Source organism: Pseudomonas orientalis (assembly GCF_002934065.1).
Taxonomy (GTDB): Bacteria; Pseudomonadota; Gammaproteobacteria; order Pseudomonadales; family Pseudomonadaceae; genus Aquipseudomonas; species Aquipseudomonas orientalis_A.
On sequence record NZ_CP018049.1, the window covers coordinates 5006328 to 5031376 of the forward strand.

The 25049-nt window shown below is 62.1% G+C and carries 18 protein-coding genes and 1 pseudogene; 8 read left to right on the forward strand and 11 right to left on the reverse strand.

Features of this window, described 5'->3' with window-relative positions:
- Nucleotides 1-14 precede the first annotated feature (14 nt).
- Nucleotides 15-890: a LysR family transcriptional regulator gene (locus BOP93_RS22610; RefSeq protein ID WP_104504727.1), complete on the forward strand. Its 876-nt coding sequence runs from the start codon at nt 15-17 to the stop codon at nt 888-890.
- Nucleotides 891-1023: 133 nt separating this feature from the next.
- Here BOP93_RS22610 and BOP93_RS22615 read toward each other — a convergent pair whose 3' ends face one another.
- On the reverse strand, nt 1024-2004 hold the full coding sequence (locus tag BOP93_RS22615; RefSeq protein ID WP_104504728.1) for an AraC family transcriptional regulator: 981 nt from the start codon (nt 2002-2004) through the stop codon (nt 1024-1026).
- A gap of 310 nt (nt 2005-2314) precedes the next feature.
- Here BOP93_RS22615 and antA point away from each other — a divergent pair, with 310 nt between their 5' ends.
- The 4 genes from antA to BOP93_RS22635 all read left to right on the forward strand — a co-directional run bounded on the left by antA (nt 2315) and on the right by BOP93_RS22635 (nt 6821).
- On the forward strand, nt 2315-3706 hold the full coding sequence (gene antA, locus BOP93_RS22620) for an anthranilate 1,2-dioxygenase large subunit (protein WP_104504729.1): 1392 nt from the start codon (nt 2315-2317) through the stop codon (nt 3704-3706).
- The gene (gene antB / locus BOP93_RS22625) at nt 3706-4197 is read left to right on the forward strand and encodes an anthranilate 1,2-dioxygenase small subunit (protein ID WP_104504730.1); all 492 of its coding nucleotides are present in this window, start codon (nt 3706-3708) and stop codon (nt 4195-4197) included. The genes antA and antB overlap by 1 nt, the downstream gene beginning before the upstream one ends.
- A 145-nt stretch (nt 4198-4342) precedes the next feature.
- Nucleotides 4343-5350 carry an anthranilate 1,2-dioxygenase electron transfer component AntC gene (antC, locus tag BOP93_RS22630; RefSeq protein ID WP_104504731.1) on the forward strand — a complete coding sequence of 336 codons (1008 nt, stop codon included), beginning with the start codon at nt 4343-4345 and terminating at the stop codon, nt 5348-5350.
- A 70-nt stretch (nt 5351-5420) separates the two neighbouring features.
- Nucleotides 5421-6821 carry an amino acid permease gene (locus BOP93_RS22635; RefSeq protein WP_104504732.1) on the forward strand — a complete coding sequence of 467 codons (1401 nt, stop codon included), beginning with the start codon at nt 5421-5423 and terminating at the stop codon, nt 6819-6821.
- 141 nt (nt 6822-6962) lie between these two features.
- Here BOP93_RS22635 and kynA read toward each other — a convergent pair whose 3' ends face one another.
- Entirely contained in the window at nt 6963-7835 is an 873-nt protein-coding gene (gene kynA, locus BOP93_RS22640) for a tryptophan 2,3-dioxygenase (RefSeq protein WP_104504733.1), read from the reverse strand.
- Nucleotides 7832-8482 carry an arylformamidase gene (gene kynB / locus BOP93_RS22645; protein WP_104504734.1) on the reverse strand — a complete coding sequence of 217 codons (651 nt, stop codon included), beginning with the start codon at nt 8480-8482 and terminating at the stop codon, nt 7832-7834. The genes kynA and kynB overlap by 4 nt, the downstream gene beginning before the upstream one ends.
- 370 nt (nt 8483-8852) lie before the next feature.
- Here kynB and BOP93_RS22650 point away from each other — a divergent pair, with 370 nt between their 5' ends.
- Nucleotides 8853-9197: a cupin domain-containing protein gene (locus tag BOP93_RS22650; protein ID WP_104504735.1), complete on the forward strand. Its 345-nt coding sequence runs from the start codon at nt 8853-8855 to the stop codon at nt 9195-9197.
- Nucleotides 9198-9385: 188 nt separating this feature from the next.
- On the opposite strand, the gene mmsB is transcribed toward BOP93_RS22650, so the two are convergent.
- Together mmsB and BOP93_RS22660 are read right to left on the reverse strand one after the other, a co-directional pair.
- Nucleotides 9386-10273 carry a 3-hydroxyisobutyrate dehydrogenase gene (gene mmsB / locus BOP93_RS22655; protein ID WP_104504736.1) on the reverse strand — a complete coding sequence of 296 codons (888 nt, stop codon included), beginning with the start codon at nt 10271-10273 and terminating at the stop codon, nt 9386-9388.
- A 16-nt stretch (nt 10274-10289) separates the two neighbouring features.
- Nucleotides 10290-11807 carry a CoA-acylating methylmalonate-semialdehyde dehydrogenase gene (locus BOP93_RS22660; protein WP_104504737.1) on the reverse strand — a complete coding sequence of 506 codons (1518 nt, stop codon included), beginning with the start codon at nt 11805-11807 and terminating at the stop codon, nt 10290-10292.
- 125 nt (nt 11808-11932) lie between these two features.
- Here BOP93_RS22660 and BOP93_RS22665 point away from each other — a divergent pair, with 125 nt between their 5' ends.
- Nucleotides 11933-12880 (forward strand): LysR family transcriptional regulator, encoded by a 948-nt coding sequence (locus tag BOP93_RS22665; protein WP_104504738.1) that lies wholly within the window; start codon nt 11933-11935, stop codon nt 12878-12880.
- A 149-nt stretch (nt 12881-13029) separates the two neighbouring features.
- Nucleotides 13030-13116, forward strand: a pseudogene (locus BOP93_RS22670) (DUF3077 domain-containing protein); the annotation flags it as partial.
- A 158-nt stretch (nt 13117-13274) separates the two neighbouring features.
- Here the strand turns inward: BOP93_RS22670 and BOP93_RS22675 are convergent.
- The 6 genes from BOP93_RS22675 to recC form a co-directional block, all read right to left on the reverse strand.
- On the reverse strand, nt 13275-13766 hold the full coding sequence (locus BOP93_RS22675) for an OmpA family protein (protein WP_104504739.1): 492 nt from the start codon (nt 13764-13766) through the stop codon (nt 13275-13277).
- Nucleotides 13767-13770: 4 nt separating this feature from the next.
- On the reverse strand, nt 13771-15033 hold the full coding sequence (locus BOP93_RS22680) for a diguanylate cyclase domain-containing protein (RefSeq protein ID WP_104504740.1): 1263 nt from the start codon (nt 15031-15033) through the stop codon (nt 13771-13773).
- The gene (locus BOP93_RS22685) at nt 15030-15596 is read right to left on the reverse strand and encodes a YfiR family protein (protein ID WP_104504741.1); all 567 of its coding nucleotides are present in this window, start codon (nt 15594-15596) and stop codon (nt 15030-15032) included. The genes BOP93_RS22680 and BOP93_RS22685 overlap by 4 nt, the downstream gene beginning before the upstream one ends.
- 141 nt (nt 15597-15737) lie before the next feature.
- Nucleotides 15738-17807, reverse strand: a complete 2070-nt coding sequence (gene recD / locus BOP93_RS22690) for an exodeoxyribonuclease V subunit alpha (RefSeq protein ID WP_104504742.1) — start codon at nt 17805-17807, stop codon at nt 15738-15740.
- On the reverse strand, nt 17804-21475 hold the full coding sequence (recB, locus tag BOP93_RS22695) for an exodeoxyribonuclease V subunit beta (protein WP_104504743.1): 3672 nt from the start codon (nt 21473-21475) through the stop codon (nt 17804-17806). The genes recD and recB overlap by 4 nt, the downstream gene beginning before the upstream one ends.
- Nucleotides 21472-24924, reverse strand: a complete 3453-nt coding sequence (gene recC / locus BOP93_RS22700; RefSeq protein ID WP_104504744.1) for an exodeoxyribonuclease V subunit gamma — start codon at nt 24922-24924, stop codon at nt 21472-21474. The genes recB and recC overlap by 4 nt, the downstream gene beginning before the upstream one ends.
- Nucleotides 24925-25049 lie beyond the last annotated feature (125 nt).

The window sequence follows — 25049 nt, forward strand, 5'->3', positions numbered from 1 at the left end:
TTAAAGGAGCCAATATGGAACTGCGTCACCTGCGCTATTTCCAGGTGCTGGGACAGACCCTCAACTTCACCCGCGCCGCCGAGCGCCTGCACATCGCCCAGCCGCCGTTGAGCCGGCAGATCCAGCAACTGGAAGACGAATTGGGCGTGGTATTGCTCGAGCGCGGCCGGCCGTTGCGGCTGACCGAGGCCGGGCGGTTCTTCTATGAGCACGCCAATGTGCTGCTCGAACAGTTGGGCAAGGTCTGCGACAACACCCGACGCATCGGCCTGGGCGAGAAGACCTGGCTGGGCATCGGCTTTGCGCCGTCGACCTTGTACGGCGTGCTGCCGGAATTGATTCGGCGACTGCGCAACCATGAGGCGCTGGAGCTGGAATTGGGATTGTCGGAGATGACCACCTTGCAGCAGGTCGAGGCGCTCAAGGCCGGGCGCATTGATGTGGGTTTCGGGCGGATCCCCCTCGACGACCCGGCCATCGTCCAGCGTGTGCTGGTGCAGGACCGGCTGGTGGCGGTGCTGCCCAGCGGTCATCCGTTGCTGGGCGCCCCCGCCACCCTCGCCCAGTTGGCCGCCGAACCCTTTGTACTGTACCCCGGCAATCCGCGCCCCAGTTATGCCGACCATGTCATCGCCTTGTTCGACGCCCACGGCTTGAGCCTCAAGGTGGCGCAGTGGACCAACGAGTTGCAGACCGCCATCGGCCTGGTGGGCGCCGGCATGGGCGTGACGCTGGTGCCGGCGTCGGTGCAGGTGCTGCACCGGGCGGATATCGGCTACACGCCAATCGTGGAAGCCACCGCGACCTCGCCGATCATTCTCAGCCGGCGGGTGAATGATCAGTCGCCAGGGCTCAGTCATTGCCTGCAATTGGTTGAAGAGCTGCTCTGAAACCGTCCATACACTGCAATTCCAATGTGGGAGGGGGCTTGCCCCCGATTGCTGTGGCTCAGTCAATGGATGTGTTGACTGACACACTGCTATCGGGGGCAAGCCCCCTCCCACATTTTGATCTCCATCGGGTTCAAAGAGTCCGCAAGCGCTTGCGCTGTAAGGTTTGGCTGGGGGATTCATCGAACACTTTGCGATACTCCGCCGAAAACCGCCCCAAGTGGGTGAAGCCCCAGCCCAGGGCGATCTCGGAGATGGTCCGTGTGGCGCCATGCTCGAGCATCTCCTGGCGCACGGCGCTCAGCCGGTACTTCTTCAGATAAGCCATCGGCGACAGTGCAAAATATTTGCGAAAGGCATCGAACAGCTTGAACCGCGACACTCCGGCAGCCGCTTCCAGGTCTTCCAGATGCACGGCTTCGCGGGCGTTATCGTGGATAAACTTGCGCGCACGGATCAAATAGTGGGGCAGTTTCACGCCCAGTACGTCGCGCAGTTCTTCGGAATAATTGTTCGGCTGGGCCAGGATCAGCCCCTTGATCAACGAGCTTTCCAGGTCACGGGTAAACGCGGCCTGCTCATACAACTCACTGCCGTGTTCCAGTTCGGCAATGCAGTAACGCGCCATGCGCCACCACGACGCCGAAGCGCCGTCCACCGCGTCCATCACCGACTCAAAGCGCAACGGCGCCTCGATCGGCCGTTGCAGCAAACCTTCCAGGGACTCACTCATTGCCGCGCGGGTGATCACCACCTGCAACTTGCGGCAGTCACCGGAAATCGCCAGCACCTGATGCTCGTTGGGCGAGATGATGACGCCTTGGTCGGGGTTGGAACTCAGCCGTTCGCCGTTCTTGCTCAACTCCTGCTCGCCCACCAGGGGCAGGCTAAGGCTGTAACTGCTGAAGTGCTCGGCATCTTCGATGTCGATGGTCACATCAGTGCCGTATTCGATCACACCCAGGGTGGTCGCACGGGACTTGAACATGTTGGCGCTGTGGTGAAAACGCAGGCGTTCGGGTGTGGCGGTGGCCAGGCGATGGGGCCCGCAGATGCCGGACATCCAGCTACGCGCGCCTTCCAGGTCGAAGCGTTGAATCGTTTGGCTGCTCATCAGGTGCACCCACGGCGGTTAGGCGTTTGCGCGCTCTGACGGCGCGTCGTTAGGGTTGGACAGCAAGTAATGCGCCACGCTGGCGAAATTGCTACCAGGTGGATAGCAACCGCCGACTATGTGGATAAGACGCCGGCTTTTCAGGCCGTTGCCCTGCCAGACGGTAGCGCATCCCGTCACCGATCCGCACCGGGTTGGGTATTTGCTGCCCAATTATCCGGCCTGCCTTCCCCCATTAAGCGGATAGCCCACGCCCTGCCCCGCTGCCTCTAATGCATCACCGATTAGCCCGATCAAAAAGGTGCCTCCCATGAGTGGTGCAAGAAACGTCGAACAGTGGAAAACCTTTATCGACAGTTGCCTGGACTTTCGCCCGGCGGACGAAGTGTTCCGCATCGCCCGCGACATGTTCACCGAGCCCGAACTGTTCGATCTGGAGATGGAACTGATCTTCGAGAAGAACTGGATCTACGCCTGCCACGAAAGTGAACTGGCCAATCACCATGACTTTGTGACGATGCGCGCCGGGCGCCAGCCGATGATCATCACCCGCGACGGCGAAGGCCGGCTCAACGCGCTGATCAATGCCTGCCAGCATCGCGGTACCACCCTCACCCGTGTGGGCAAGGGCAACCAATCGACTTTTACCTGCCCATTCCACGCTTGGTGCTACAAGAGCGATGGCCGGTTGGTGAAGGTCAAGGCGCCGGGTGAATACCCGGAAGGTTTCGACAAAGCCACGCGCGGCCTGAAAAAGGCGCGCATCGACAGCTACAAAGGCTTCGTATTCATCAGCCTCGACGTGAACGGCACCGACAGTCTGGAAGACTTCCTGGGTGACGCCAAAGTGTTCTTCGACATGATGGTGGCGCAGTCCGCCACGGGTGAGTTGGAGGTGCTGCCGGGCAAGTCCGCCTACACCTACGACGGCAACTGGAAACTGCAGAACGAAAACGGCCTGGACGGATATCACGTCAGCACCGTGCACTACAACTATGTGGCCACGGTGCAGCACCGCCAGCAGGTCAATAGCGAAAATGGCGCAAGTGCCGGCACTACCCTGGACTACAGCAAGCTCGGCGCCGGCGACGCCAACACCGACGACGGCTGGTTTGCCTTCAACAACGGCCACAGTCTGCTGTTCAGCGACATGCCCAACCCCAGCGTGCGCTCCGGCTACGCCACCATCATGCCGCGCCTGGTGGCCGAACACGGCCAGCAGAAAGCCGAATGGATGATGCACCGCCTGCGCAACCTGAATATCTACCCGAGCCTGTTTTTTCTCGACCAGATCAGTTCCCAACTGCGCATCATCCGCCCACTGGCGTGGAACAAGACCGAGATCATCAGCCAGTGCCTGGGGGTGAAGAACGAGTCCGACGCCGACCGCGAGAACCGTATTCGCCAGTTCGAAGATTTCTTTAACGTCTCGGGCATGGGCACGCCGGATGACCTGGTGGAGTTTCGCGAGGCCCAGCGCGGTTTCCAGGGCCGGCTGGAGCGCTGGAGTGACATCTCGCGCGGCAGCCATCGCTGGGCGACCGGGCCGACCCCGAACAGCGAAGCCATCGGCATTCAGCCCGCCATGACCGGCACTGAATTCACCCACGAAGGCCTGTACGTCAACCAGCACCGCAACTGGCAGCGATTCCTGCTCGACGGCCTGGACCGGCAGGCACTGCAACTGCGGGAGGTGAAGTGATGAATGCCCAGTTGCAGTACCGGATCGAACAATTCTTCTACCGTAAATCCGAACTGTGCGACGCCCAGGACTGGGATGCCTATGTGCAACTGTTCGACCCAGTGAGTGAATTTCACTTGCCGCAATGGGACTCGGAACACGTCTACACCCAGGACCCCAAGCGCGAGATGTCGTTGATCTATTACGCCAACCGCTCCGGGCTGGAGGACCGCGTCTTCCGCCTGCGCACCGGCAAGGCGGCCTCGGCCACGCCAATGCCGCGCACGCTGCACTTGATCAATAACGTGCGCATCGCCGAACAGGCCGACGGCACGCTGGAGGTGAAGCTGAACTGGCACACCTTGTTCTATCGGCTGGCAACGTCCGAGCAGTTTTATGGGTACGCGACTTACCGTCTCAAGCCTGCGGGCGACAGCTGGGTGATCACCCGCAAGCACGCGGTGCTGTTCAACGACACCATCAACTCGGTGCTGGATTTCTACCACCTGTGACGGTGGCACATTCCCCCGTAGGAGCGAGCTTGCTCGCGAAAACTCAAGTACACCGCGTGCATCCCGGCTGCCGGCGTCATCGTTGACGTTTTTCGCGAGCAAGCTCGCTCCTACAAGGTTCATACCTATCCACGGAGTCATGTGAATGAACCACAAAGTGGCCTTCAGTTTTGCCGATGGCAAGACCCTGTTTTTCCCGGTGGGCGCCCATGAAATCCTGCTGGATGCCGCCCTGCGCAACGGCATCAAGATCCCTCTGGACTGCCGCGAAGGCGTGTGCGGCACCTGCCAGGGACGCTGCGAATCCGGCGATTACACCCAGGACTATGTCGACGAGGAAGCGCTGTCCGGCCTCGACCTGCAACAGCGCAAAATGCTCAGTTGCCAGACGCGAGTGAAGTCCGATGCGACCTTCTACTTCGACTTCGATTCAAGCCTGTGCAATGCGCCGGGGCCGATGCAGGTGCGCGGAACGGTAAGCGACATGCAGTTGGTGTCGGCCAGTACGGCAATCCTGCAGTTGCAGGTGGACACACCGCTGGATTTTCTGCCCGGCCAATATGCACGGTTGTCGGTACCCGGCACTGACAACTGGCGTTCCTACTCTTTCGCCAACCTGCCGGGCAACCAGTTGCAGTTTCTGGTGCGCCTGCTGCCCGACGGGGCAATGAGCAACTACCTGCGCGAGCGCTGCCAGGTGGGTGACGAGGTATTGATGGAGGCGCCGCTGGGAGCGTTCTACCTGCGGCACGTCACCCAACCGCTGGTGCTGGTCGCTGGCGGCACTGGGTTGTCGGCGTTGCTGGGCATGCTCGATCAGTTGGCGGCCAGCGGCTGCGAACACCCCGTGCACCTCTATTACGGCGTGCGCGGCGCAGAGGACTTGTGCGAAGCGGCGCGCATCCGCAGTTACGCATCGAAGATCGCCGACTTTCGCTACACCGAAGTCCTCAGCGACGCCTCAGCGCAATGGACGGGCAAGCGCGGCTACCTCACCGAGCATTTCGACCTGGCCGGTTTGCGCAACAGATCGGTGGATATGTACGTGTGCGGCCCGCCGCCGATGGTCGAATCGATCCAACAATGGCTGGCGGATCAGGCACTTGATGGCGTCCAGCTGTATTACGAAAAGTTTACGCAGAGTAATATCTGACCCTCAGCACTTCTGAGGGGCTGATGCGCCTGCACTCACCCTTAAGAAAAACAAGTAGAAGGGAATGTTAATGGCGGATGACATGGTAAACCCGGTGGGCCTCAAGCGCGGCCTGAAGAACCGGCACATTCAACTGATCGCGTTGGGAGGGGCGATCGGCACGGGGTTGTTCCTCGGCTCAGCCGGAGTGCTCAAGTCGGCGGGGCCGTCGATGATCCTGGGTTACGCGATAGCCGGTTTCATCGCCTTCCTGATCATGCGCCAGCTCGGCGAGATGATCGTCGAAGAGCCGGTGGCCGGCTCCTTCAGCCACTTTGCGCATAAATACTGGGGCGGCTACGCAGGCTTTCTCGCAGGCTGGAACTACTGGGTGCTCTACGTACTGGTGGGCATGGCCGAACTGACGGCCGTGGGCAAATACATCCAGTTCTGGTGGCCACAAATCCCGACCTGGGTCAGCGCGCTGGTGTTCTTCGTCGCGGTCAACCTGATCAACACCCTGAACGTGAAGTTCTTCGGTGAAGCGGAGTTCTGGTTCGCGATCATCAAGGTGGTGGCGATTGTCGGCATGATCGTGCTCGGCTGCTACCTGCTGTTCAGCGGTACCGGCGGCCCGCAGGCGTCGGTCAGCAACCTGTGGAGCCACGGCGGTTTCTTCCCGAACGGTGGCATGGGGCTGTTGATGTCGATGGCATTCATCATGTTCTCGTTCGGTGGCCTGGAGCTGGTGGGCATCACCGCCGCCGAGGCCAGCGAGCCGCGCAAGGTGATCCCGAAGGCGATCAACCAAGTGGTGTACCGGATCCTGATTTTCTACGTCGGTGCCCTCACCGTGCTGCTGTCGCTGTACCCGTGGGATCAACTGCTGCAAACCCTCGGCGCGTCGGGCGATCCCTACAGCGGCAGTCCGTTCGTGCAGATTTTCTCGCTGATCGGCAATGACATCGCGGCGCACATCCTCAACTTCGTGGTGCTGACCGCGGCGCTGTCGGTGTACAACAGTGGCGTGTACTGCAACAGCCGCATGCTGTTCGGCCTGGCCGAGCAGGGCGACGCGCCCAAGGCGCTGATGAAGCTCAACAAGCAAGGCGTGCCATTGCGGGCGCTGGCGATTTCGGCGCTGGTGACCCTGCTGTGCGTGGTGGTCAACTACGTCGCGCCGCAGAGTGCCCTGGAATTGCTGTTTGCATTGGTGGTTGCCTCGCTGATGATCAACTGGGCGCTGATCAGCATCACCCACATCAAGTTCCGCAAGGCCATGGGCGAGCAAGGCGTGACGCCGTCGTTCAAAACCTTCTGGTTCCCGTTCAGCAACTACCTGTGCCTGGCGTTCATGCTGATGATCATCAGCGTGATGCTGGCGATTCCGGGAATTCGTGAGTCGGTGTATGCGATGCCGGTGTGGGTGGGGATTATTTATGTGGCGTATCGGTTGCGAGTCCGAAACGCGAAGGTCGTGACAGCGCGGTAACCCATGTGGGAGGGGCTTGCCCCCGATTGCAGTGTGTCAGCCACTGATATGGCTACTGGCCCACCACTATCGGGGGCAAGCCCCCTCCCACATTTTTAACGGCATTCCAAATGAAAAGCCCCGGTAATCCGGGGCTTTTGTTTAGAGGGTGGAACGCACTCGCCACAGTTCGGGGAACAGCACCGTGTCGAGCATCTTGCGCAAATACCCCACGCCTTCGGTGCCACCGGTACCCGGTTGGAAGCCGATGATGCGCTCCACCGTGGTGACATGCCGGAAGCGCCACTGGCGGAATGAATCTTCCAGGTCGATAAACTTCTCGGCCAATTGATACAAATCCCAGTAACGACTCGGGTCGCGATACACCTCGCGCCAGGCCGCTTCTACCGACTCATCGTGCACCGTTGCCGCCGTCGGGTCGCGCTCGGCCCGTTTCGGATCTATCGCCAGACCCGCCTTGAGCATCAGGTTGATCGCTTCGTCATACAGCGACGGCGTGGCAATCGCCACCTGCAATTGCTGCAACAGCTCCGGGCGATGGGCATGGGGCCGTAACAGCGCCGGACTCTTGTTGCCGAGGATGAACTCAATCTCGCGGTACTGGAACGACTGGAACCCCGACGACTGCCCGAGGAACGGACGAATCGCCGTGTATTCCGACGGTGTCATGGTCGCCAGCACCGCCCAGGCATGCACCAATTGATCGAAGATCCGCGAAACCCGCGCCAGCATCTTGAACGCCGGCGGCAACTCGCCCAGGCGCACATGTTCGCGGGCGGCCTTGAGTTCGTGCAGCATCAGTTTCATCCACAGCTCCGAGGTCTGGTGCTGGATGATGAACAGCATTTCGTTGTGGTCCGGCGACAGCGGATGCTGGGCGCTGAGCACTTTGCCCAGGTCCAGATAGTCGCCATAGCTCATGGACTCGGAGAAGTTCAGCTCGGCGTTGTGCCATTCTTCCGGGGATTGGTAATCGGCAGGCTTATAGTCTGAGGAGAAGGGACACTGGCTCATCGCGTGTGCTCCAAAAGCGGGCGCAGGATTGCACGGACCGGGCTGGCGTCCAGGTGGGCAAAACGCAGCGGCAGCGCGATCAGTTCGTAGTCGCCCTCCGGTACGTCGTCGAGCACGATGCCTTCGAGGATCGCCATGCCATGGCGCGCCACGGCGTTGTGCGAGTCCATGGTCTTGGACTGTTGCGGGTCCAGGGACGGCGTGTCGATCCCGATCAGGCGCACGCCGAGGCTGGCGAGCAGATCAATGGTTTGCGGGGCGATGGCGGTGAAGTCTGAATCCCATTGCGTCAGGGGGGCTTGTGGATAAGTGCGCAGCAGCACGCGTTCGGGCAGGTTATCCACACGCCCCTGCAGTTGATGCGGTTGCACCAGGGCACCACTGCCCAGGCAGTGCAACACTCGGCACGGGCCCATGTACACGTCCAACGACACCTCGCCAATTGGCGCGCCATCGGCGCTGTAATGCAGCGGCGCATCCACATGGGCGCCGGTGTGCGGCGACAGCGTCACACGCCCCACATTCACCGGGCACTCCGGCCCGAACTGCCAAACGCGCTCTTCCTGGAACGGCGTATCGCCCGGCCAGGTCGGGGTTGCCGCACTCAAGGGCGGGCTGATATCCCACCACGTTTTTATTGGGTTCATTTAACGGCTCTCACTCATTCCTGGGTGAATGATACGAGGGCCGGACGTGAATTTTCTTGCGAATTCTGGCGTGAACGGGGAATTCTTTCGCAGTTACTGCGAGAAAACCCCTGATTTACGCGCAGAAACGCCTCTGAACACAGCGGTGCGGCCACCGGCAATCAATGTGGGAGGAGGCTTGCCCCCGATGGCGGCGTGTCAGCCAACTTCTGATTGACTGGCCCACTGCTATCGGGGGCAAGCCCCCTCCCACATTGACCGCGCTTCGTATTGGACTGCGCTTCTGGGCATACCGATGTCGAGTCCAGACCACCAGCCCCCGCTGCGACGCTATAGGGTTCGACTCTTATTCCCTTGCCTCGGAGTCATCATGTCCAAGCCCATCACCGTTCTGCGCGACACCCACCCCTTGCCGGTCCTGGATGCCTGCAAATGGGAAAAGCTCGAAGGCGACCCGCACACCGTCAACCTCAACGCCTACACCAGCGAAGACGGCAGCAAGATCATGGGCACCTGGATCTGCACGCCGGGCAAGTGGTACGTGGACTACGTGAAATGGGAGTACTGCCACTTCCAGGAAGGCTATTGCATCATCACGCCGGAAGGCATGGCGCCGATTCACCTGCGGGCTGGGGATATCTTTGTGGTGGAGCCGGGGATGAAGGGGACGTGGGAGGTGGTGGAGACGGTGCGTAAGTATTTTGTGTTTGCTTGAGCCATCTCTACAGCAAGCGGCTTTCCTACGGTGAACGGGCTCGCCCGACATCGTTTGTAGGAGCGAGCTTGCTCGCGAAAAACGTCAACGATAACGCGTGTTTCCTGGATTCACACGGCGTCTGTGAGTTCTTCGAGAGCAAGCTCGCTCCTACAGTAGACCTTATTGCCTCAACTCCACTCACCCCATCATTCAGGCTTGCGATAGCTGTTAATGATCGCCGAAAAGTCCTTGCCCCCTTCCCCACGCTGGCTCATCGATTGATACAACTGCTGGGCCACTGCACCGAGGATCACCGGCTGTTTTGCCTGGCGCGCCGCTTCGGTGGCCAGGCCCAGGTCCTTGAGCATCAGGTCGGCGCCAAAACCGCCGGTATAACCGCGCGACGACGGCGCAGTTTCAATCACGCCCGGCCATGGATTGTAGGTGTCCGAACTCCAGCAACGCCCGGTTGAGCTGTTGATGATCCCGGCCAGCACTTGCGTGTCGATACCCAGCGCATCGCCCAGGGCCATCGCCTCACTGACGCCGACCATGCTGATGCCCAGCAGAAGGTTGTTGCAGATCTTGGCGATTTGCCCGGTGCCCACCTCGCCGCAGTGCACGATGTTGCGGCCCATCTGCGCCAGCACCGGTTGCAGGGTGGCGAACAGTTCAGGCGTAGCGCCGACCATGAAGGTCAGCGTGCCGGCTTGCGCCCCGCCGGTGCCGCCGGACACCGGGGCGTCGGCCATCACTACGCCTTGCCGGGCGGCGGCGGCCGCAACATCGCGGGCGGTCTGCGGGTCAATGGTGCTGCAATCCACGGCGAGGATGCCGTTGCCGATGCCGGCGAGCACACCGTCTTCATTCAGCCACACGCTGCGCACATGGGCGGCGGCCGGCAGCATGGTAATCACCAATTCAGCGCCCTGGGCCGCGTCACGCGGGGACTCGCTGATATGGCCGCCCAACTCGGCCAGTTCCTTGAGCACGGTCTGGTTCAGGTCGAACAGGTTCAGCGCGTGCCCGGCCTTGATCAGGTTGCGGGCCATGGGCGCGCCCATGTTGCCCAGGCCGATAAATGCAATCTTCATGGTCGTCTCCCAGGTTTCAGCGCAGGTTGATGGTGGTGTTGACGCCATCGTTGACCGTGTCGTCATCGAACCAGCGGCTGGTGACGGTCTTGGTCTGGGTGTAGAACTGCACCACCTGCTTGCCGTACGGGCCGAGATCGCCGAGTTTGGAACCACGGGAGCCGGTGAAGCTGAAAAACGGCACCGGCACCGGGATCGGAATGTTGATGCCGACCTGGCCTACATCGATTTCACTCTGGAACTTGCGCGCCGCCGCGCCGCTCTGGGTGAACAGGCCGGTGCCGTTGCCGAACGGGTTGGCGTTGACCAGCGCAATGGCCTCATCGAGGGTGTCGACCTCCAGCACCACCAGCACCGGGCCGAAGATTTCCTCGGTGTAGATGCGCATGTCGGTGGTCACGCCCGAAAACAGGGTCGGGCCGACAAAGTTGCCTTGCTCGAAGCCCGGCACCTTGATGTCGCGGCCGTCCAGCTCCAGCGTGGCGCCTTCTTTCACGCCGCTTTCGATCAGCTCCAGGATGCGTGCCTTGGCGCGCTTGGAGATCACCGGGCCCACATCCGTACCGGCCTCGCTGCCGGCGTTGACCTTGAGCTTTTGCGCCAGCGCCTTGAGGTCCGGCAGCCATTGTTTCGACGCCCCCACCAGCACCACCACCGAGGTGGCCATGCAGCGCTGGCCCGCCGCGCCGAAACCGGCACCGACCAAGGCATTGAGGGTGTGTTCGCGGTTGGCGTCCGGCAGCACCACGGCGTGGTTCTTGGCGCCCATCATCGATTGCACACGCTTGCCGTGCTTGCCGGCCAGGTCATAGACGTGGGTGCCCACGGCGGTCGAGCCGACGAAGGACACGGCCTTGATGTCTTTGTGGGTGCACAGCGCATCCACCACGTCCTTGCCGCCGTGCACCACGTTAAGCACGCCGGCCGGCACACCGGCTTCCAGCGCCAGCTCCACCAGCAGCATGGTCGACAGCGGGTCTTGCTCAGACGGCTTCAGGACGAAGGTATTCCCGCACGCGATCGCCATCGGGAACATCCACAGCGGAATCATCGCCGGGAAGTTGAACGGGGTGATGCCGGCGCACACGCCGATGGGTTGGCGCAGCGTGTAGGTATCCACGCCACCGGCGACGTTTTCAGCGAATTCGCCCATTTGCAGGGTGCCGATGGAACAGGCGTGCTCCACCACTTCCAGGCCACGGAAAATATCGCCCTCGGCATCGGCAATGGTTTTACCCTGCTCGTTGCTGAGGACCACGGCAATGCGCTTGGAACGTTCGCGGATCAAGGCTTGCAGCTTGAGCATGATGCGCATGCGCGCGCCGATCGGCGTCAGCTTCCAGGTCTGGAAGGCGCGATGGGCGGCGTCGATGGCGGCGTTGACCTCATCGGCCGTGGCGAACGGGACGCGGGCCAGCACTTGCTGGGTGGCCGGGTTGACGATGTCTTGCCATTCGGTGGTCTTGGACTCGACCCACTCGCCGTTGATCAGCAACTTGACCTGTTGTACGGAAATATCGGCAGATGCGTTCATGAGGGTCTCCGGAATCTTGTTGTTATGCAGGAGTTGAATCGCCTTGAAGAAGGAGGCGTTCGGGCTGTTTTTGGAGTATAGATGTGCAAATCTCTAATAAGAACGCACATAAAAGCCGGTCCAATATGCAAAAAAACATCACATCGCTGGGCTCCCTGAACTGGGATGACCTGAAGTTTTTTCTCGAAGTGGCCCGCACCCGCAAGGCCAGTGTCGCCGCCAAGCGCCTGGCGGTGGACTACACCACCGTGTCGCGGCGCATCAGCTCGCTGGAGGTGTCGCTCGGCACCCTGCTGTTCGAAAAATCCCGGACCAACGGTTTTGTCCTGACCGCTGAGGGCCAGCGTTTGCTGGGTTACGCCGAATCCATCGAAAGCACCCTGCACATGGCGTGCGAACAAGTCTCCGGCTCCGGCGTGGCATTATCCGGGCATGTGCGCATGGGCTGCACCGAAGGCTTCGGCAGCTTCTTCGTCACCCCGCAACTGAGCCACTTCGTCGACACCTACCCGGCGATCTCGGTGGACATCCTGCCCCTGCCGCACTTCATCAGCCTGTCCAAGCGCGAAGCCGACATCGTCATCGCCCTGGAACGCCCGGAACACGGCCCGTACGTGTGCTGCAAACTGTGCGATTACAAACTGCAGCTGTACGCCACACAGGACTACCTCGACCAACACCCGCCGATCCAACGCCCGGCGGATTTGGCCGAGCATCCGTTTATCAGCTATGTGGATGACCTGGCGTTCAGCTCGGAGTTGCTGTACCTGGCGAACGTAGTACCGGGCGCCAGCGCCAGCCTGCGCAGTACCAGTGTGATTGCGCAGTACGTCGCGGCGCAGCAGGGGCGGTCGATGGCGATATTGCCGTGCTTTTTGGCGGCGCAGGATCCGCGACTGCTGCCGGTGCTGGGGGAGCAGATTGCGCTTACGCGGCAGTTCTGGATGTATTGCCGGGAGGATTTGAGGAAGTTGAAGCGGATTACATTGTTGTGGGATTACATCCGGGAGGTGACGGAGCAGAATCAGGGGTTGTTGATGGGGGAGACGCGGGAGATGCGCTTTGCAGACTGAATGCGCCGCGCGGACAACTGTGGGAGGGGCGGTGCGACGATTCGACTTGCCCCCGGTGGCGGAGTGTCAGTTACCAGATGTATTGGCTGACACACTGCTATCGGGGGCAAGCCCCCTCCCACAATGGATTGCATTTCAGGTTGAGAGCGCAATACGGGTGGGCCGCGCATTATCTGTGTGAGATGGGCAAGGCGGTGGTGGATGACTTGACGCAGGCGATGACGCCGAGCCGTTGAGCGAACACAGTCTTAAGCACACCGCTGCACAAATGTGGGAGGGGGCTTGCCCCCGATGGCGGAGTGTCAGTTACCAAATCTATGGGCTACACACTGCTATCGGGGGCAAGCCCCCTCCCACATTGGATCGTATTTCAAGTTGAGGCGGGTGAAGGGCCTTAGTCCGCGATGACTACAATCGACACGCGTCGATTTTCGGTGCGCCCCGCCGCCGTTGTATTTTCCGCCACCGGCTCGCTGCTGCCCAGGCCGCGTAGTTGGATGTTCTGTTGTTTCATGCCCACGCTGCTCAACACCTTGCCCACACTTTCAGCACGGCGCAGGGACAAGGCCTGGTTGTAGAGTTCCTTGCCCGACGCGTCGGTGTGGCCGTCGACGCGTACGCGTTCGATGCCTGCGCCCACCAGGGCCTTGCCGATGCGTTCGACGATGTCGGTGCTGGGCTTGTTGAGGGTTTCGACGTCACTGCCAAACAGCACTTTGCCAGACAAGCCGAAGGCCCAGCCATCGTCAGTCAACTCGAAACCCTGCTGTTTGAGCACGGCCACTTGCGCCGGGCTCAGGCCTTTGGGCGGTGCGGTCTGGCAGCCGCCGAGGGCCAGGCAGGCGAGAAGCAGGGTGATGAATAGCACACGTGAGTGAGAGAACAAGGGGTTAACTCCTGTGTTGATCGTTGACGACGGGGCGCTCCGACTCCGCCGTTTGCTGGCCGCCCGACGACAGCCGTTTGGCCTGGTACATCGCCGCATCGGCGGCGTTGAGCAAGGTGCCGGGCGTGGCGCCATGGTCGGGATAAATGGCGATGCCGATACTCAGCGAGGTCAATACCAGGGTGTCGTCCGGCAGTGGGATCGGCGCGTCCATGCTGGCATTGATCTTGTCGGCGATGCGTTGCGCATCTTCGATTTTGTGCAGCGGCGCCAGCAGGACGGCGAATTCGTCGCCGCCCAGGCGGGCCACCAGGTCATCTTCGCGCAGCTGTGCGCGCACGCGCTCGGCAACGGCCACCAGTACGGCATCGCCGGCGGCGTGGCCGAAGTTGTCGTTGATGTCCTTGAAACGATCACTGTCGAGAAACAGCACGCCTACCCGTTCGTTGACCTTGGCGGCGCTGCGCAAGGCTCGAATCAACCGGCCTTCGAAGAATGCACGGTTGGGCAGGCCGGTGAGGCTGTCGTGGCTGGCCTGGTGCGCGAGGGTTTCGTTTTCGCTTTGCAGATGATTTTGCCAGGCCTCCATCTCGCCCAACAGGGCATTGAAGTCGCTGCCCAGGCTGTCGAGTTCGGCAATCTGGGCCGGGGGCACGCGGCGGTTGAAGTCGCGTTCGCTGCGGGCGGCGTGGGCCACGGCGGCGAGGCTTTGCAGCGGCCCGGTGATGCCGTTCAACAGACGCCGCGCCAGGTGCAGCGCCACCCAGGCGCTGAGCGCGGTGCAGATCACAATGCCCGCCAACCCGCTGAGCAAGAAGCGCAACAGGCTGCCGCCATGACCGGTCAGGTGGATACTGCCGACCGTTTGCCCCTGATGAAGGATCGGCTGGCTGATGGGTTGCTCGAGCAAGGCATGCGCCAGTTCAAGTTCAACCCGCGACAACATCCCGTTGTTCGGCCGCACCCATTGCGCCAGCAGCTTGCCACTGGCATCGAAGACTTCGGCCTGGGCCACCTCTTCGGTCGAAGCGATCAGGCTCAAGGCCTCAGTGGCGGCAGCGCTGTCGTCGAACACCACGGCCGCTTCCACGGTGTAATTGATCGAGCGTGCGATCAAGTGCAGGTTGTGTTCGGCATACACCCGCAGCGCCAGCACGCCGAGCAGGGTCAGGGACACACTGGCCAGCGCCACCGCCACCAGGGCCAGGATCATGTGCCCTCTGCCGATGACCGACCTCAGGGTCGGTCGCGTCTTGGCCGGCCTCATGGCGTCGGCGCTCGACGGCGCGACAGTTGCAGCACGCTGGGGTGAATGCGTACGCCGCTGCGGGCAACGGAATCCAGGTTCACCTCAAACGACACTTGCGCATCACTCACCCGCAGGCAGAACAGGCTGCCCACGGTGCATTGGTCGCCGCCTTCGCTGATGCTGAGCACCGGATGGCCGATCAATGAGGCAAACAACGCGGTGCGCTCGTCAGCGCTGAGTTTGCCGATGTAGACGGCGTCGCAGGCACTGACGATATCGGGATGGTTGGCCAGCAGGCGTCGCACCGTCACTGGACGGCCGGTCGCCTGAGTGGTGCCCTTGATCAGGTCGTCGGTGTACTGGGTGGGCCCGACGATGCACAAGCGCAGTTGCGCAGGCTCCACCGGCCAACGGGCATAACTGAGAATCCCCAGCACAACCTGGGTGACCGCCTGCGCGCGATGCTCGGCCAGGCTGGGTGTTTGAGCCCAGACCTGCGGAGCGAGCAGGCATAGCAACGCTACCTGCAACAGGCGTCTCCAGCTCAAACTGCGCTCTATGAGCGAGACAGCCACATTCATGCAGCAATTCTCTCAAGAAATTTCAGGGTGATGCCGCAACGATAGCACAGCAGCCAAAAACCCCACGGAGCGAGGCTTCAGTGGGGTTACGTATTTTTTCAGAAAAATCAGACATCTGAACTAGAAATATCCCATGACCGTTCAGTCAGCTTCTTCGGGCGTGGCGTCCAGCTCCAGCATCAGCCCGCTCAAGCGTTTGACCCGGCGCCGTACGGCTTCCTCAAAGACGCCGGCACGGGGTTCGATCAGGCTGAACCAGCGTTTGGCGCGGGTGATACCGGTGTAGATCAGTTCTTTGGTCAGCACCGGGTTCAACGCGTCCGGCAGAATCAGCGCGGTGTGGGTGAACTCCGAGCCCTGGGATTTGTGCACGGTCATGGCATAGACGGTTTCCACGTCGTTGAGCCGGCTGGGCAGTACGAAACGCACACCGCCCTGGCCGTCATTGCGCGGGAAGGCCACGCGCAACACCTGAGGGCCACCGTCGCTTTCGGGCAATTTCAAGGCGATACCGATATCACCGTTCATCAGGCCCAGGCCGTAGTCGTTACGGGTCATCAGCACCGGACGCCCTTCATACCACTGCTCGTCGCCCTCGATCAGCCGCACCTTGCGCAGGGCGGCGGTGATGCGCAGGTTCAGCCCTTCGACGCCCCAGGGACCTTTGCGTACGGCGCAGAGCAACTGGAACGCGTCGAAGGCTTGCAGCAGTTGTTGCGCCCAGTGGGTCCAGGCGTGATCGTCACGCGGGGTCTGCGGCGCAGGACGCGCCGATTGCAGCAGGTTCAGGTAGAAGCGATAGCCCTGGGCACCTTCGCCCTGCCCGTCCAGCACCAGGCGCTCAAGCGCCTGATCATGCTCGCCCTTGAGGCTGAGACAGAACAGGTCGTCATGACTGCGTGCGGCCAGCAACATGCGCGCTTGCTCAGCGTTCTGCTGGTTGACCCAGCGCGCCAGCTGGCCGATGCCGCTGCCCTCGCCGAAGCGACGCGAGTAGCGCAGCATCACCACCTGCTGGGCCAGCGGATGACTGCCGTCGAGGTCTTCCTGCAAGCCGCTGTTGCCGAGGTCTTCGGCGCTGACCGCCTGCAGCCATTGGCGCGTGGCCGGGCTGTACCAGCCGGCCTCGGCATCGCGACACAGGTCACCAAGCACCGCGCCCGCCTCCACCGACGCAAGCTGGTCCTTGTCACCCAGCAGCACCAGGCGAGCATGGGGCGGCAAAGCGTCGAGCAGGTTGGCCATCATTTCCAGATCGATCATCGACGCTTCGTCCACCACCAGCACATCCAGCGGTAACGGGTTGCCGACGTGATGACGGAAGTGCCGAGTGCCCGGGCGGCTGCCCAGCAACCGGTGAACCGTGGTGACCTGGGTCGGGATTTTTTCGCGCACGCTGTCGGGCACTTTCAGCGACAGCACTTGCTGGCTGATGGATTCGGTAAGACGCGCGGCGGCTTTACCGGTGGGCGCGGCCAGGCGGATGCGCAGGGGATTGCCGCTTTCCACGGCAGGCGCCTGCAACAGCGCGAGCAGGCGCACCACGGTGGTGGTCTTGCCGGTGCCGGGGCCGCCGGTGACGATACTGAATGCGCCCCGGGTGGCCAGGGCACAGGCGAGTTTTTGCCAGTCGATCACGCCATCGGGCGCCGGTTGATCGAACAAACCGTTCAGGCGTTGCGGCAAATCGGCGGCGACGCTTTCGTGGCTGGCCAGCCGCAGGCGCAAGGCACTGTCGATGCGCCGTTCATAAGCCCAGTAGCGGCGCAGATAGAGGCGTGTTCCGGACAGCACCAACGGGCGGCTCCGCGCCGACTCACTGTCATCGAACGCCGGCGCGACCAAACGGCTGGTGGCCAGGACATGACACCAGTGGGCGCCGTCCAGCCCCTCGAGCAATTGCGACGGCAGCAGCATCGCGCCGGTCTGCAGGTCGCCTTCGGGCGGCAGCGACAGGGCAAAGTCCGGCGCCTGCAGGGTTTCGAACAGGTCGAGGCATACGTGGCCGTGACCCAATTGGTGACTGGTCAATGCCGCCGCCAGCAGCACCAGGGGATCGGCCTGTGGATCAAGCTCGTGCAGGAAGCCGACGAAGGCTCTGTCCAGGGCCCGCAACCAGCCACGGTCGACCCAGCGCTCCAGCAGTTGCACCAGGTCGGCGGCGCGACTGAGCGGCGACAGTTCCTCCAGCAGCAGCGGCGACAGGCTCATAGCAGCACTCCTTGTTCCCAGGCGGGCTCGGCTTTTGGCGGGACAGGCTTGCCCTGGAACAACAGGTCCAGCCCTTCGATCAGCTCACGCGGCGGCCGGGTGAAGTACGCGCCCTGGGTCACCGACTGCGTTCCGCGCAGGAACAGGTAGAGGGCGCCGCCGACGTGGCGTTCGTAGTCGTAATCAGGCAGGCGCGCCTTGAGTTGGCGATGCAGGGCCAGCAGGTAAAGTACGTATTGCAAGTCGTACCGATGCTCGAGGATCGACTGTTCCATGGCTTCCATGGTGTAGGCCGAATCGTCAGGCCCGAGCCAGTTGGATTTGTAGTCAGCCACGTAATAACGGCCATCGTGCTCGAAGGTCAGGTCGATAAAGCCTTTGAACATGCCGTTGAGCAACACCGGCTCGGCCGCCACGCGTGAGACGCCGTGGTGGGTGTACTGGCACACCAATTTGTCGAGGGCGAGCACGTCGACTTTATGGCTGGCGAACCAGAACTCCATTTCGATCTGGTAGTGCTGCAGCGCGCTGAGGCTGACCCGGTCGTCGTACAGGGGCAGCGGCGCGTGCAACAAGTGGCCAAGCCAAGCGCTGAGGGTGACGATCCAGCCTTCCCAATTGCGTCGATTGCAACGCGCCCCGACGGCTTTTTCAATGGCCTCGAGGCTGACGTTGAATGCTTCTTCACCGGCCCACTCCAACAAGCCGTGAAGGAAAGTGCCTGGATTCGGACCGCGTGGGAATCGATGAATATCGCCGCCGGACGCCACCACTTCGCGCGGTGCGTCGGGATCAAGGCGTTCGTCATCGAACAGTTTCTGCGCCTGCGGGCTTTCAGGCGCTTCGAGACTGGCGGCGCTCATGCTGTCGCCAATGCGCAAGGCGCTGTAGGACGCAATCCACCAGTTCTCCGCCGCCTTGCGTTTGGGCAAGAGCGGAGCCAGCAAGGTCGCTTCGTTGCGCGGGGGGTGGAACACGATGTCTTGCGCTGGCGGCACTTGGGCATAGCTGATGGCCGGGCAGCCCTGCTGCACATCCAGCAACCAGCGCGCCAGGCCGGCGGACTCACCCAGCGGCGCACCGGCGCCCAGCAGATAGCCCAGCGCCGACAGGTGCAGCACGGAGCTGCCGCTGTTGCCACGCTTGAGGTCGGCGATGCCCAGCCAGCAGGCGTATTTGGCGCGGGTCAAGGCGACGTACAGCAAGCGCAGGTCTTCGGCCAGGCGCTCATCATCGGCCTGGGCGATCAACTCAGCCGTGGGCCGCAGGCTGACGTGGGATTTGCCCTGCGCGTCGTGGTAGTGCAGCGGCAAGCGCGTGCCGTCCACCGGTTTGGCCGAGCAGATGAAGGGCAGGAACACCAGGTCGTATTCCAGGCCCTTGGATTTGTGGATCGTCACCACCTTGACCAATTGCTCGTCACTTTCCAGGCGCAGGATCTGTTCTTCAACGGCCTGGCCCGACAGCGCCAGGTGCTCGGCAAGATGGCGAATCAGTGCCTGTTCGCCGTCCAGTTCCGATGCGGCCTGTTGCAGCAGCTCACTGAGGTGCAGCAGGTTGGTCAGCACACGTTCGCCATCGCTGCGGGCGATCAGGGTTTGCGGCAGCTTGAAGTCATGCAGCAGGCGACGCAGCATCGGCAGCACGCCTTGGGAACGCCAGATCGAGCGGTAGCCCCGGAACTGCATCACGCGGCTTTCCCACGCCAGTTCATCCTGGTTCAGACGCTCCAGTTCCGTCAGTGACAGGTTCAAGGTGACACAGGCCAGGGCCGCGCGCAGCGGGCGCTCGACGTCCGGCTCGGCGCAGGCCTTGAGCCAGGCCAGCAGATCGTGGGCTTCCTGGGCGGCGAAGACCGAGTCCTTGTCCGACAGGTACACGCTGCGCACGCCCCGTGCCGCCAACTCGGCGCGCACGGCCTGGGCTTCCTTGCCGTCTCGCACGAGGATGGCGATGTCTGACGGCAGCACGCCTTTGAAGGTGTCATCCGTTGCAAAGCCTGCGCTGCCCTGCTGCCCACCCGTGAGCAATTCGACGATCTGCGTGGCGCAAGCAGCCGCCAGTTGCTGGCGATACAGCACATTGGAAATCGGTTGGTCGGTGGCTAAATGCCAAAGGTTCATTGCCGGCAGCGTCTGGCCGTCGACCTGCAGCTGTTCTTTGCGGCCCTGGGACAACACCGAGTGGAACGGCACCGGGTTACGGCCGTCGGGCTCACGAAACAGGAACGCGCCGCGGCCGGTTTCCGCGCGCTGGAACAGGTGGTTTACCGCTTCGACCATCGCGTGGCTGGAGCGGAAGTTGGTGCCCAACGTGTGGTGGCGACCGGTGGTGGATTGCCGAGCGCGCAGGTAGGTGTAGATATCCGCGCCCCGGAAGGCGTAGATCGCCTGCTTGGGGTCGCCGATCAGGAACAGGCCGCTGTCCAGGTGGTTTTCTTCGATACGGTAAATGCTGTCGAAGATGCTGTATTGCACCGGGTCGGTGTCCTGGAATTCATCGATCAAGGCCACCGGGAATTGCTCGCGGATCACGCTGGCCAGGCGCTCGCCGCCGTCGGCCTGGAGCGCGGCGTTGAGGCGGATCAGCATGTCGTCGAAGCCCATTTCAGCGCGACGCCGCTTCTCTTCTTCGAAGCGCTTGCCCACCCAGGCGGCGGCGTGTTGCAACACCGCGGCGTCCGGGGTGGGCAGTGCGTCAAGGGCCGCTTTCAGACCGGCCATGGCGTCGATGCCGGGATGCCGTGGCGGCTCGCCTTTCCAGGCTTCGGCCATACCCTCGGGAGTCAGCCGGGTAAAGCCGGTACCGATATCCAGTTGTTCCAGGGTTTCGTCGGCGGCCCAGGCACTGATTTTTTCAAACCAGGGCTCGAAATAACGCGCCTGCATTTTGCGTCCATCGACCGCTTTGGCGGCCACAGCTTGCAGGCACAGATCACGCAGCTCGACGGCCCATTGTTGCCAGGGGGCCTTGATGCTGGTCAGTGCCTCGCGACGCTCTTGCAGGCAGGCAGCGATTATTTCGGCGGGCTCGCGGCTGTCTTCGGCCGGCCGCTCACTGCCGAACAGCGCGCGCACCCGTGGCATCAACGCGGCCGGGCCGCCCCAGTTGTTGCGCACCCAGTTGAGCGCGTCGTCATGCATCGGGTAGCAGAACAGGCGCCAGTAGTCGCGCAGCACTTCACCGAGCAAGTCGCTGTGGTCGGTTTCAAGGGTCTGGGTAAACAGGCTGCCGCTGTCGAACGCATGTTCGCGCAGCATGCGCTGGCACCAACTGTGAATCGTCGAGACCGCTGCCTCGTCCATCCACTGCGCGGCGATGTCCAGCCGATTGGCGCAGGCGGGCCATTGTTCACTGGGGTATTGGTGACGCAGGTCGGCGATCAAGGCGTCGGGCTGCTCGATTTCGTCACGGAAAAACCGCGCGGCCTCCGCCAGACGGATACGGATACGTTCACGCAGCTCCTTGGTGGCGGCGTCGGTGAAGGTCACCACGAGGATTTGCGGCGGTAGCAGTTCACGGCCGAAACCGGACTCATCGCCACCGTTGCCGAGCACCAGGCGCAGGTACAGGGCCGAAATCGTGAAGGTTTTTCCGGTGCCGGCGCTGGCTTCAATCAGCTGGCTGCCTTTGAGCGGAAAGGCCAGGGCCAAAGGTTTACTGGTCATGCGCCGGCCTCCTCGCTGGACAATGAACGCCAGGGGGCGTTGAGCAGGGGGCGATACAAGGTTTCGCACCAGCCTTCGAACTCTTCGCTGGCGACCAGCGTGGCGTAGTTGGGGAACTGGCGAGTGAGCGCAGGCGTTTCGCGGCGTTCGCCATCGGTGGTGATACCGTCGCCCTCGTAGGCTTTGCTGGCAGCGGCGTGAGCTTTGGCCGGATCGGTCTGGCCGAGCCAGGCAAAGGCGGTCTTTACCGCGACGGGCAGCGGTTTGCTCATGCCGGTGTGCCACGCGAGCAGCAAGTCACCGAGGAGGCTCTGAGCGGTGGCAGTGTCCAACGGGGCCAGCAGCAAGGTGTCGTCACTGGCCACCAGGCCGGTGCTCAACGGCACGCCACAGGCACAGGCGACCACATGATTGACCCAGGGGCGAATCAGGCGGTGCCACTTGCGCGTCTTGATCGAGCCGATGCTGTTGGGGATGGTGGTCACGCTTAACAAACCGCCATCACCGCGCCGATGCAGGCCGCTGATCCAGCCTTCGAGCTGAATGCCCTGGTACGCGAAGCTGATCGGTTGCGCACCAATGTGCGGCGTTGGCCAGAGCGCCAGGAGGTGCTGATAGCGCTGCAACAGGTCCGGCAATGGCTCGATCAGCTCGTTGCGCAGGCATTCACCGAAGCCGACCATCGGCAGCAAACCACTGCCCTGCAGGCGCAAGGCTTGGGCGTTGAGGGCCTGATCAAGCTGGTCGGGCCGGGCCAGTGCTGCGTTGAGCAGACTGTCGCTGAGGGTGTAGCGTTGCAGTGCGTCGAGCACGAAGGGTTCTTCGTCGGCCAACGGTACTTCGGCGGCTTCGAAGAACACTTTCAGGCGTTGGCTGAAGAAATGCCTGACAGGATTGCGCAGGAAATCCTGTAACTGGCCGAGGCTCAGGGGCTCTTCCTGATGGTGCGGTGCCAGCGCGTGGTCGTGCACCAGTGCGGTCGGGGCCTCATGCAGCAACTGCCATTCGCGAGCGTAACTGAACAGCGGGTCGCCTTCATGGAAGTAGCGGGCGCTGAACGGTTGGAGCGGGTGTTCCTGGGTCATTGCGTCGATGAGGGGTTCGGCGCTTTGGGCGTTATGCCAGCCACTGGCGAGGTGGTCACGCAGTTGGCCGATCAGCACCGAGGCCGGGCGATCGCTGTTGTCGCGGATGCTGCGGCCGACCCAACTGATATAGAGCTGGTCGCGCGCGGACAGCAGGGCTTCGAGCAGCAGGTAGCGATCGTCTTCACGGCGTGAACGATCACCGGGACGGTAGTCGCTGCCCATCAGGTCAAAGTCCAGTGGCGGCTGGGCACGCGGGTAGTCGCCGTCATTCATGCCGAGCAGGCAGACCAGTTTGAACGGGATCGCGCGCATGGGCATCAAGGTGCAAAAATTGACCGCGCCCGCCAGGAAGCGCTGGGACAGGCGGCCCTGGTCAAGCCCGGCCAACCAGGCCTCACGGACCACGGTGAGCGGTAATTCATCCTGCAGGCCGACGGATTCACAGGTTTCCAGCCACGTCTCTCTTAACTGTTCAAGCTGGCCAAGCAGGTAGTCATCGTGCTCGCTGCCGGGCAGGAAAAACAGTTGCATCAAGCGTTGCAGACGCTCGCCCCACACGTGGGGAGGTGCGGGTTGCGACAGCGCCTGATGCGCGTCATTCAAGGCATCGAGCAAGGAGACCAGTGGACCAATCAGCGCCGCATCAAGCCCACCGATCTCGTCGTAGGGCTCGATGCCTTCGCACGCCACACCCGTGCCGACGGCGTAGCCAAGCAGCATCCGCCGCAGGCCGAATCGCCAGCTGTTCTGCTCCAGCTCTGCGGGTAGCCCCAGGCCCGCACGCTGTTCGGCGTTGAGACCCCAGCGGATGCCCGCGCCTTCAATCCAGCGATGCAGCGTAGGCAGGTCGCGCTCATTGATGGCGAAACGTTCGCGCAGGGCCGGGACATCCAACAGGTCGAGAATTTCGCTGACCGGGAAACGGCTGTCGGGGAGTTTGAGCAAGTGCTCGACCGCGATCAACAGCGGGTCACGACCACGTTGCCCCTGGTCTGTCAGGGTGAACGGAATGAAGCGTGGGTCATTTCTTTCCAGTTGACCGAACACCGCGCGAATGTGCGGTGCGTAGCTGTCGACGTCGGGGACCATGACGATGATGTCCCGAGGGCGCAACGTGGGGTCGGCGCTGAAACGTTGGAGTAATTGGTCGTGGAGAATCTCTACTTCGCGTTGGGCGCTGTGGGCGATGTGAAAGCGAATGGATGCGTCGCGTGTCAGATCGACCGCCGGCCAGAACTCTCGGGTTTCATCGAGTGGGCGCAACTCCAGGATGTCGTCCTGAAGCTGGTTGAGCAGCGTGGTGGGTTGGCTCTCGCTGAACAGGTCGATACGACCATCACGGAAGGCGGCGCGGTAGCTGTTGGGGTCGTCATAACTGTCCAACAAGCTGATGTAGTCACGCCCCTGCTTGCCCCAGGCGGCGAGCAGCGGGTGAGCGTGCTGGTGCAAGGTGTGAGGATCAATGGTGACGGGCATGCCCGCTTTGCGCGCCTGGCGCTTGTATTCGTTACGCAGCAGGTCTTTGTCGGCCACGATGTCCGACCAATGATGGCGGCAAGGGTTGTGCACGCACAGCAACACTTGGCTGAAACGAGCCAGGCCCGCCAGTGCTTCGAGCGCCTGGGCGGGCAGCGATGAAATGCCGAAAACAATCACGCGGGAAGGCAAGCCGGGCGGCGCTTGCTCGAGTGTGTTGATGCGTTCGATAAACCGCTGATGAACGCCGGCACGGCTCTCGGCCATGCCCTGCGCCCCGACGTCGAGCAGCAACGCGCGCCATAATTCAGCCTGCCAACAGTTGGCGGGGTTGAGGGGTTTGGATTCGCCACGGCCGTTGCGTAATTGATGGCGCCCCGCCGCCCAGTCTTCCAGCCAATCGGCGCGATACACTTGGTATTGGTCGAACAAGTCGGCCAGCCGCTCGGCAAGCTGGTAGCGTTTGCGCAGGTCGGTGTCGTGGGTCAGGAAGCGTTGCAACGGCTCGAAATGGGGCTGATCGATAAGCTCCGGGAGCAGACGCATGAGTCGCCATGTCAGCGGGGCCTTATCCAGCAGAGACTTGGGGGGGATTTCGTCACGACCCAGCACCATGCGATAGAGCTGCCACATGAAACTGCCGGGCAATTGCACATCGATTGCCGCGGCAATGCCACAGCCCCCCATGTCGTCTTCCTGCGGATCTTCGGCCAGGGCAAGCTTGAGCCATTGAGCGATGCCATTGCTTTGGACCAGAGCGATTTCATTTTCCAAGGGCGCCAGGGGATAACGACGCATCCAGCTGACTACCAGGCTGCGCAACTCGTCCAGGCGGTTACCGTGAACCACCATGAATCCTGCGCTGAGGGACGTCGCACCCGGCATAACGGTTTCCTTGGAAAAGCAAAAATCGAGGCTTGGACTTTAGCACTGAAGACCATTGCAATGAGCGCCTTGATACTTTTCAAGCGCCCAAAACAAAACCCCAACTGCTTTCGCAATTGGGGTTT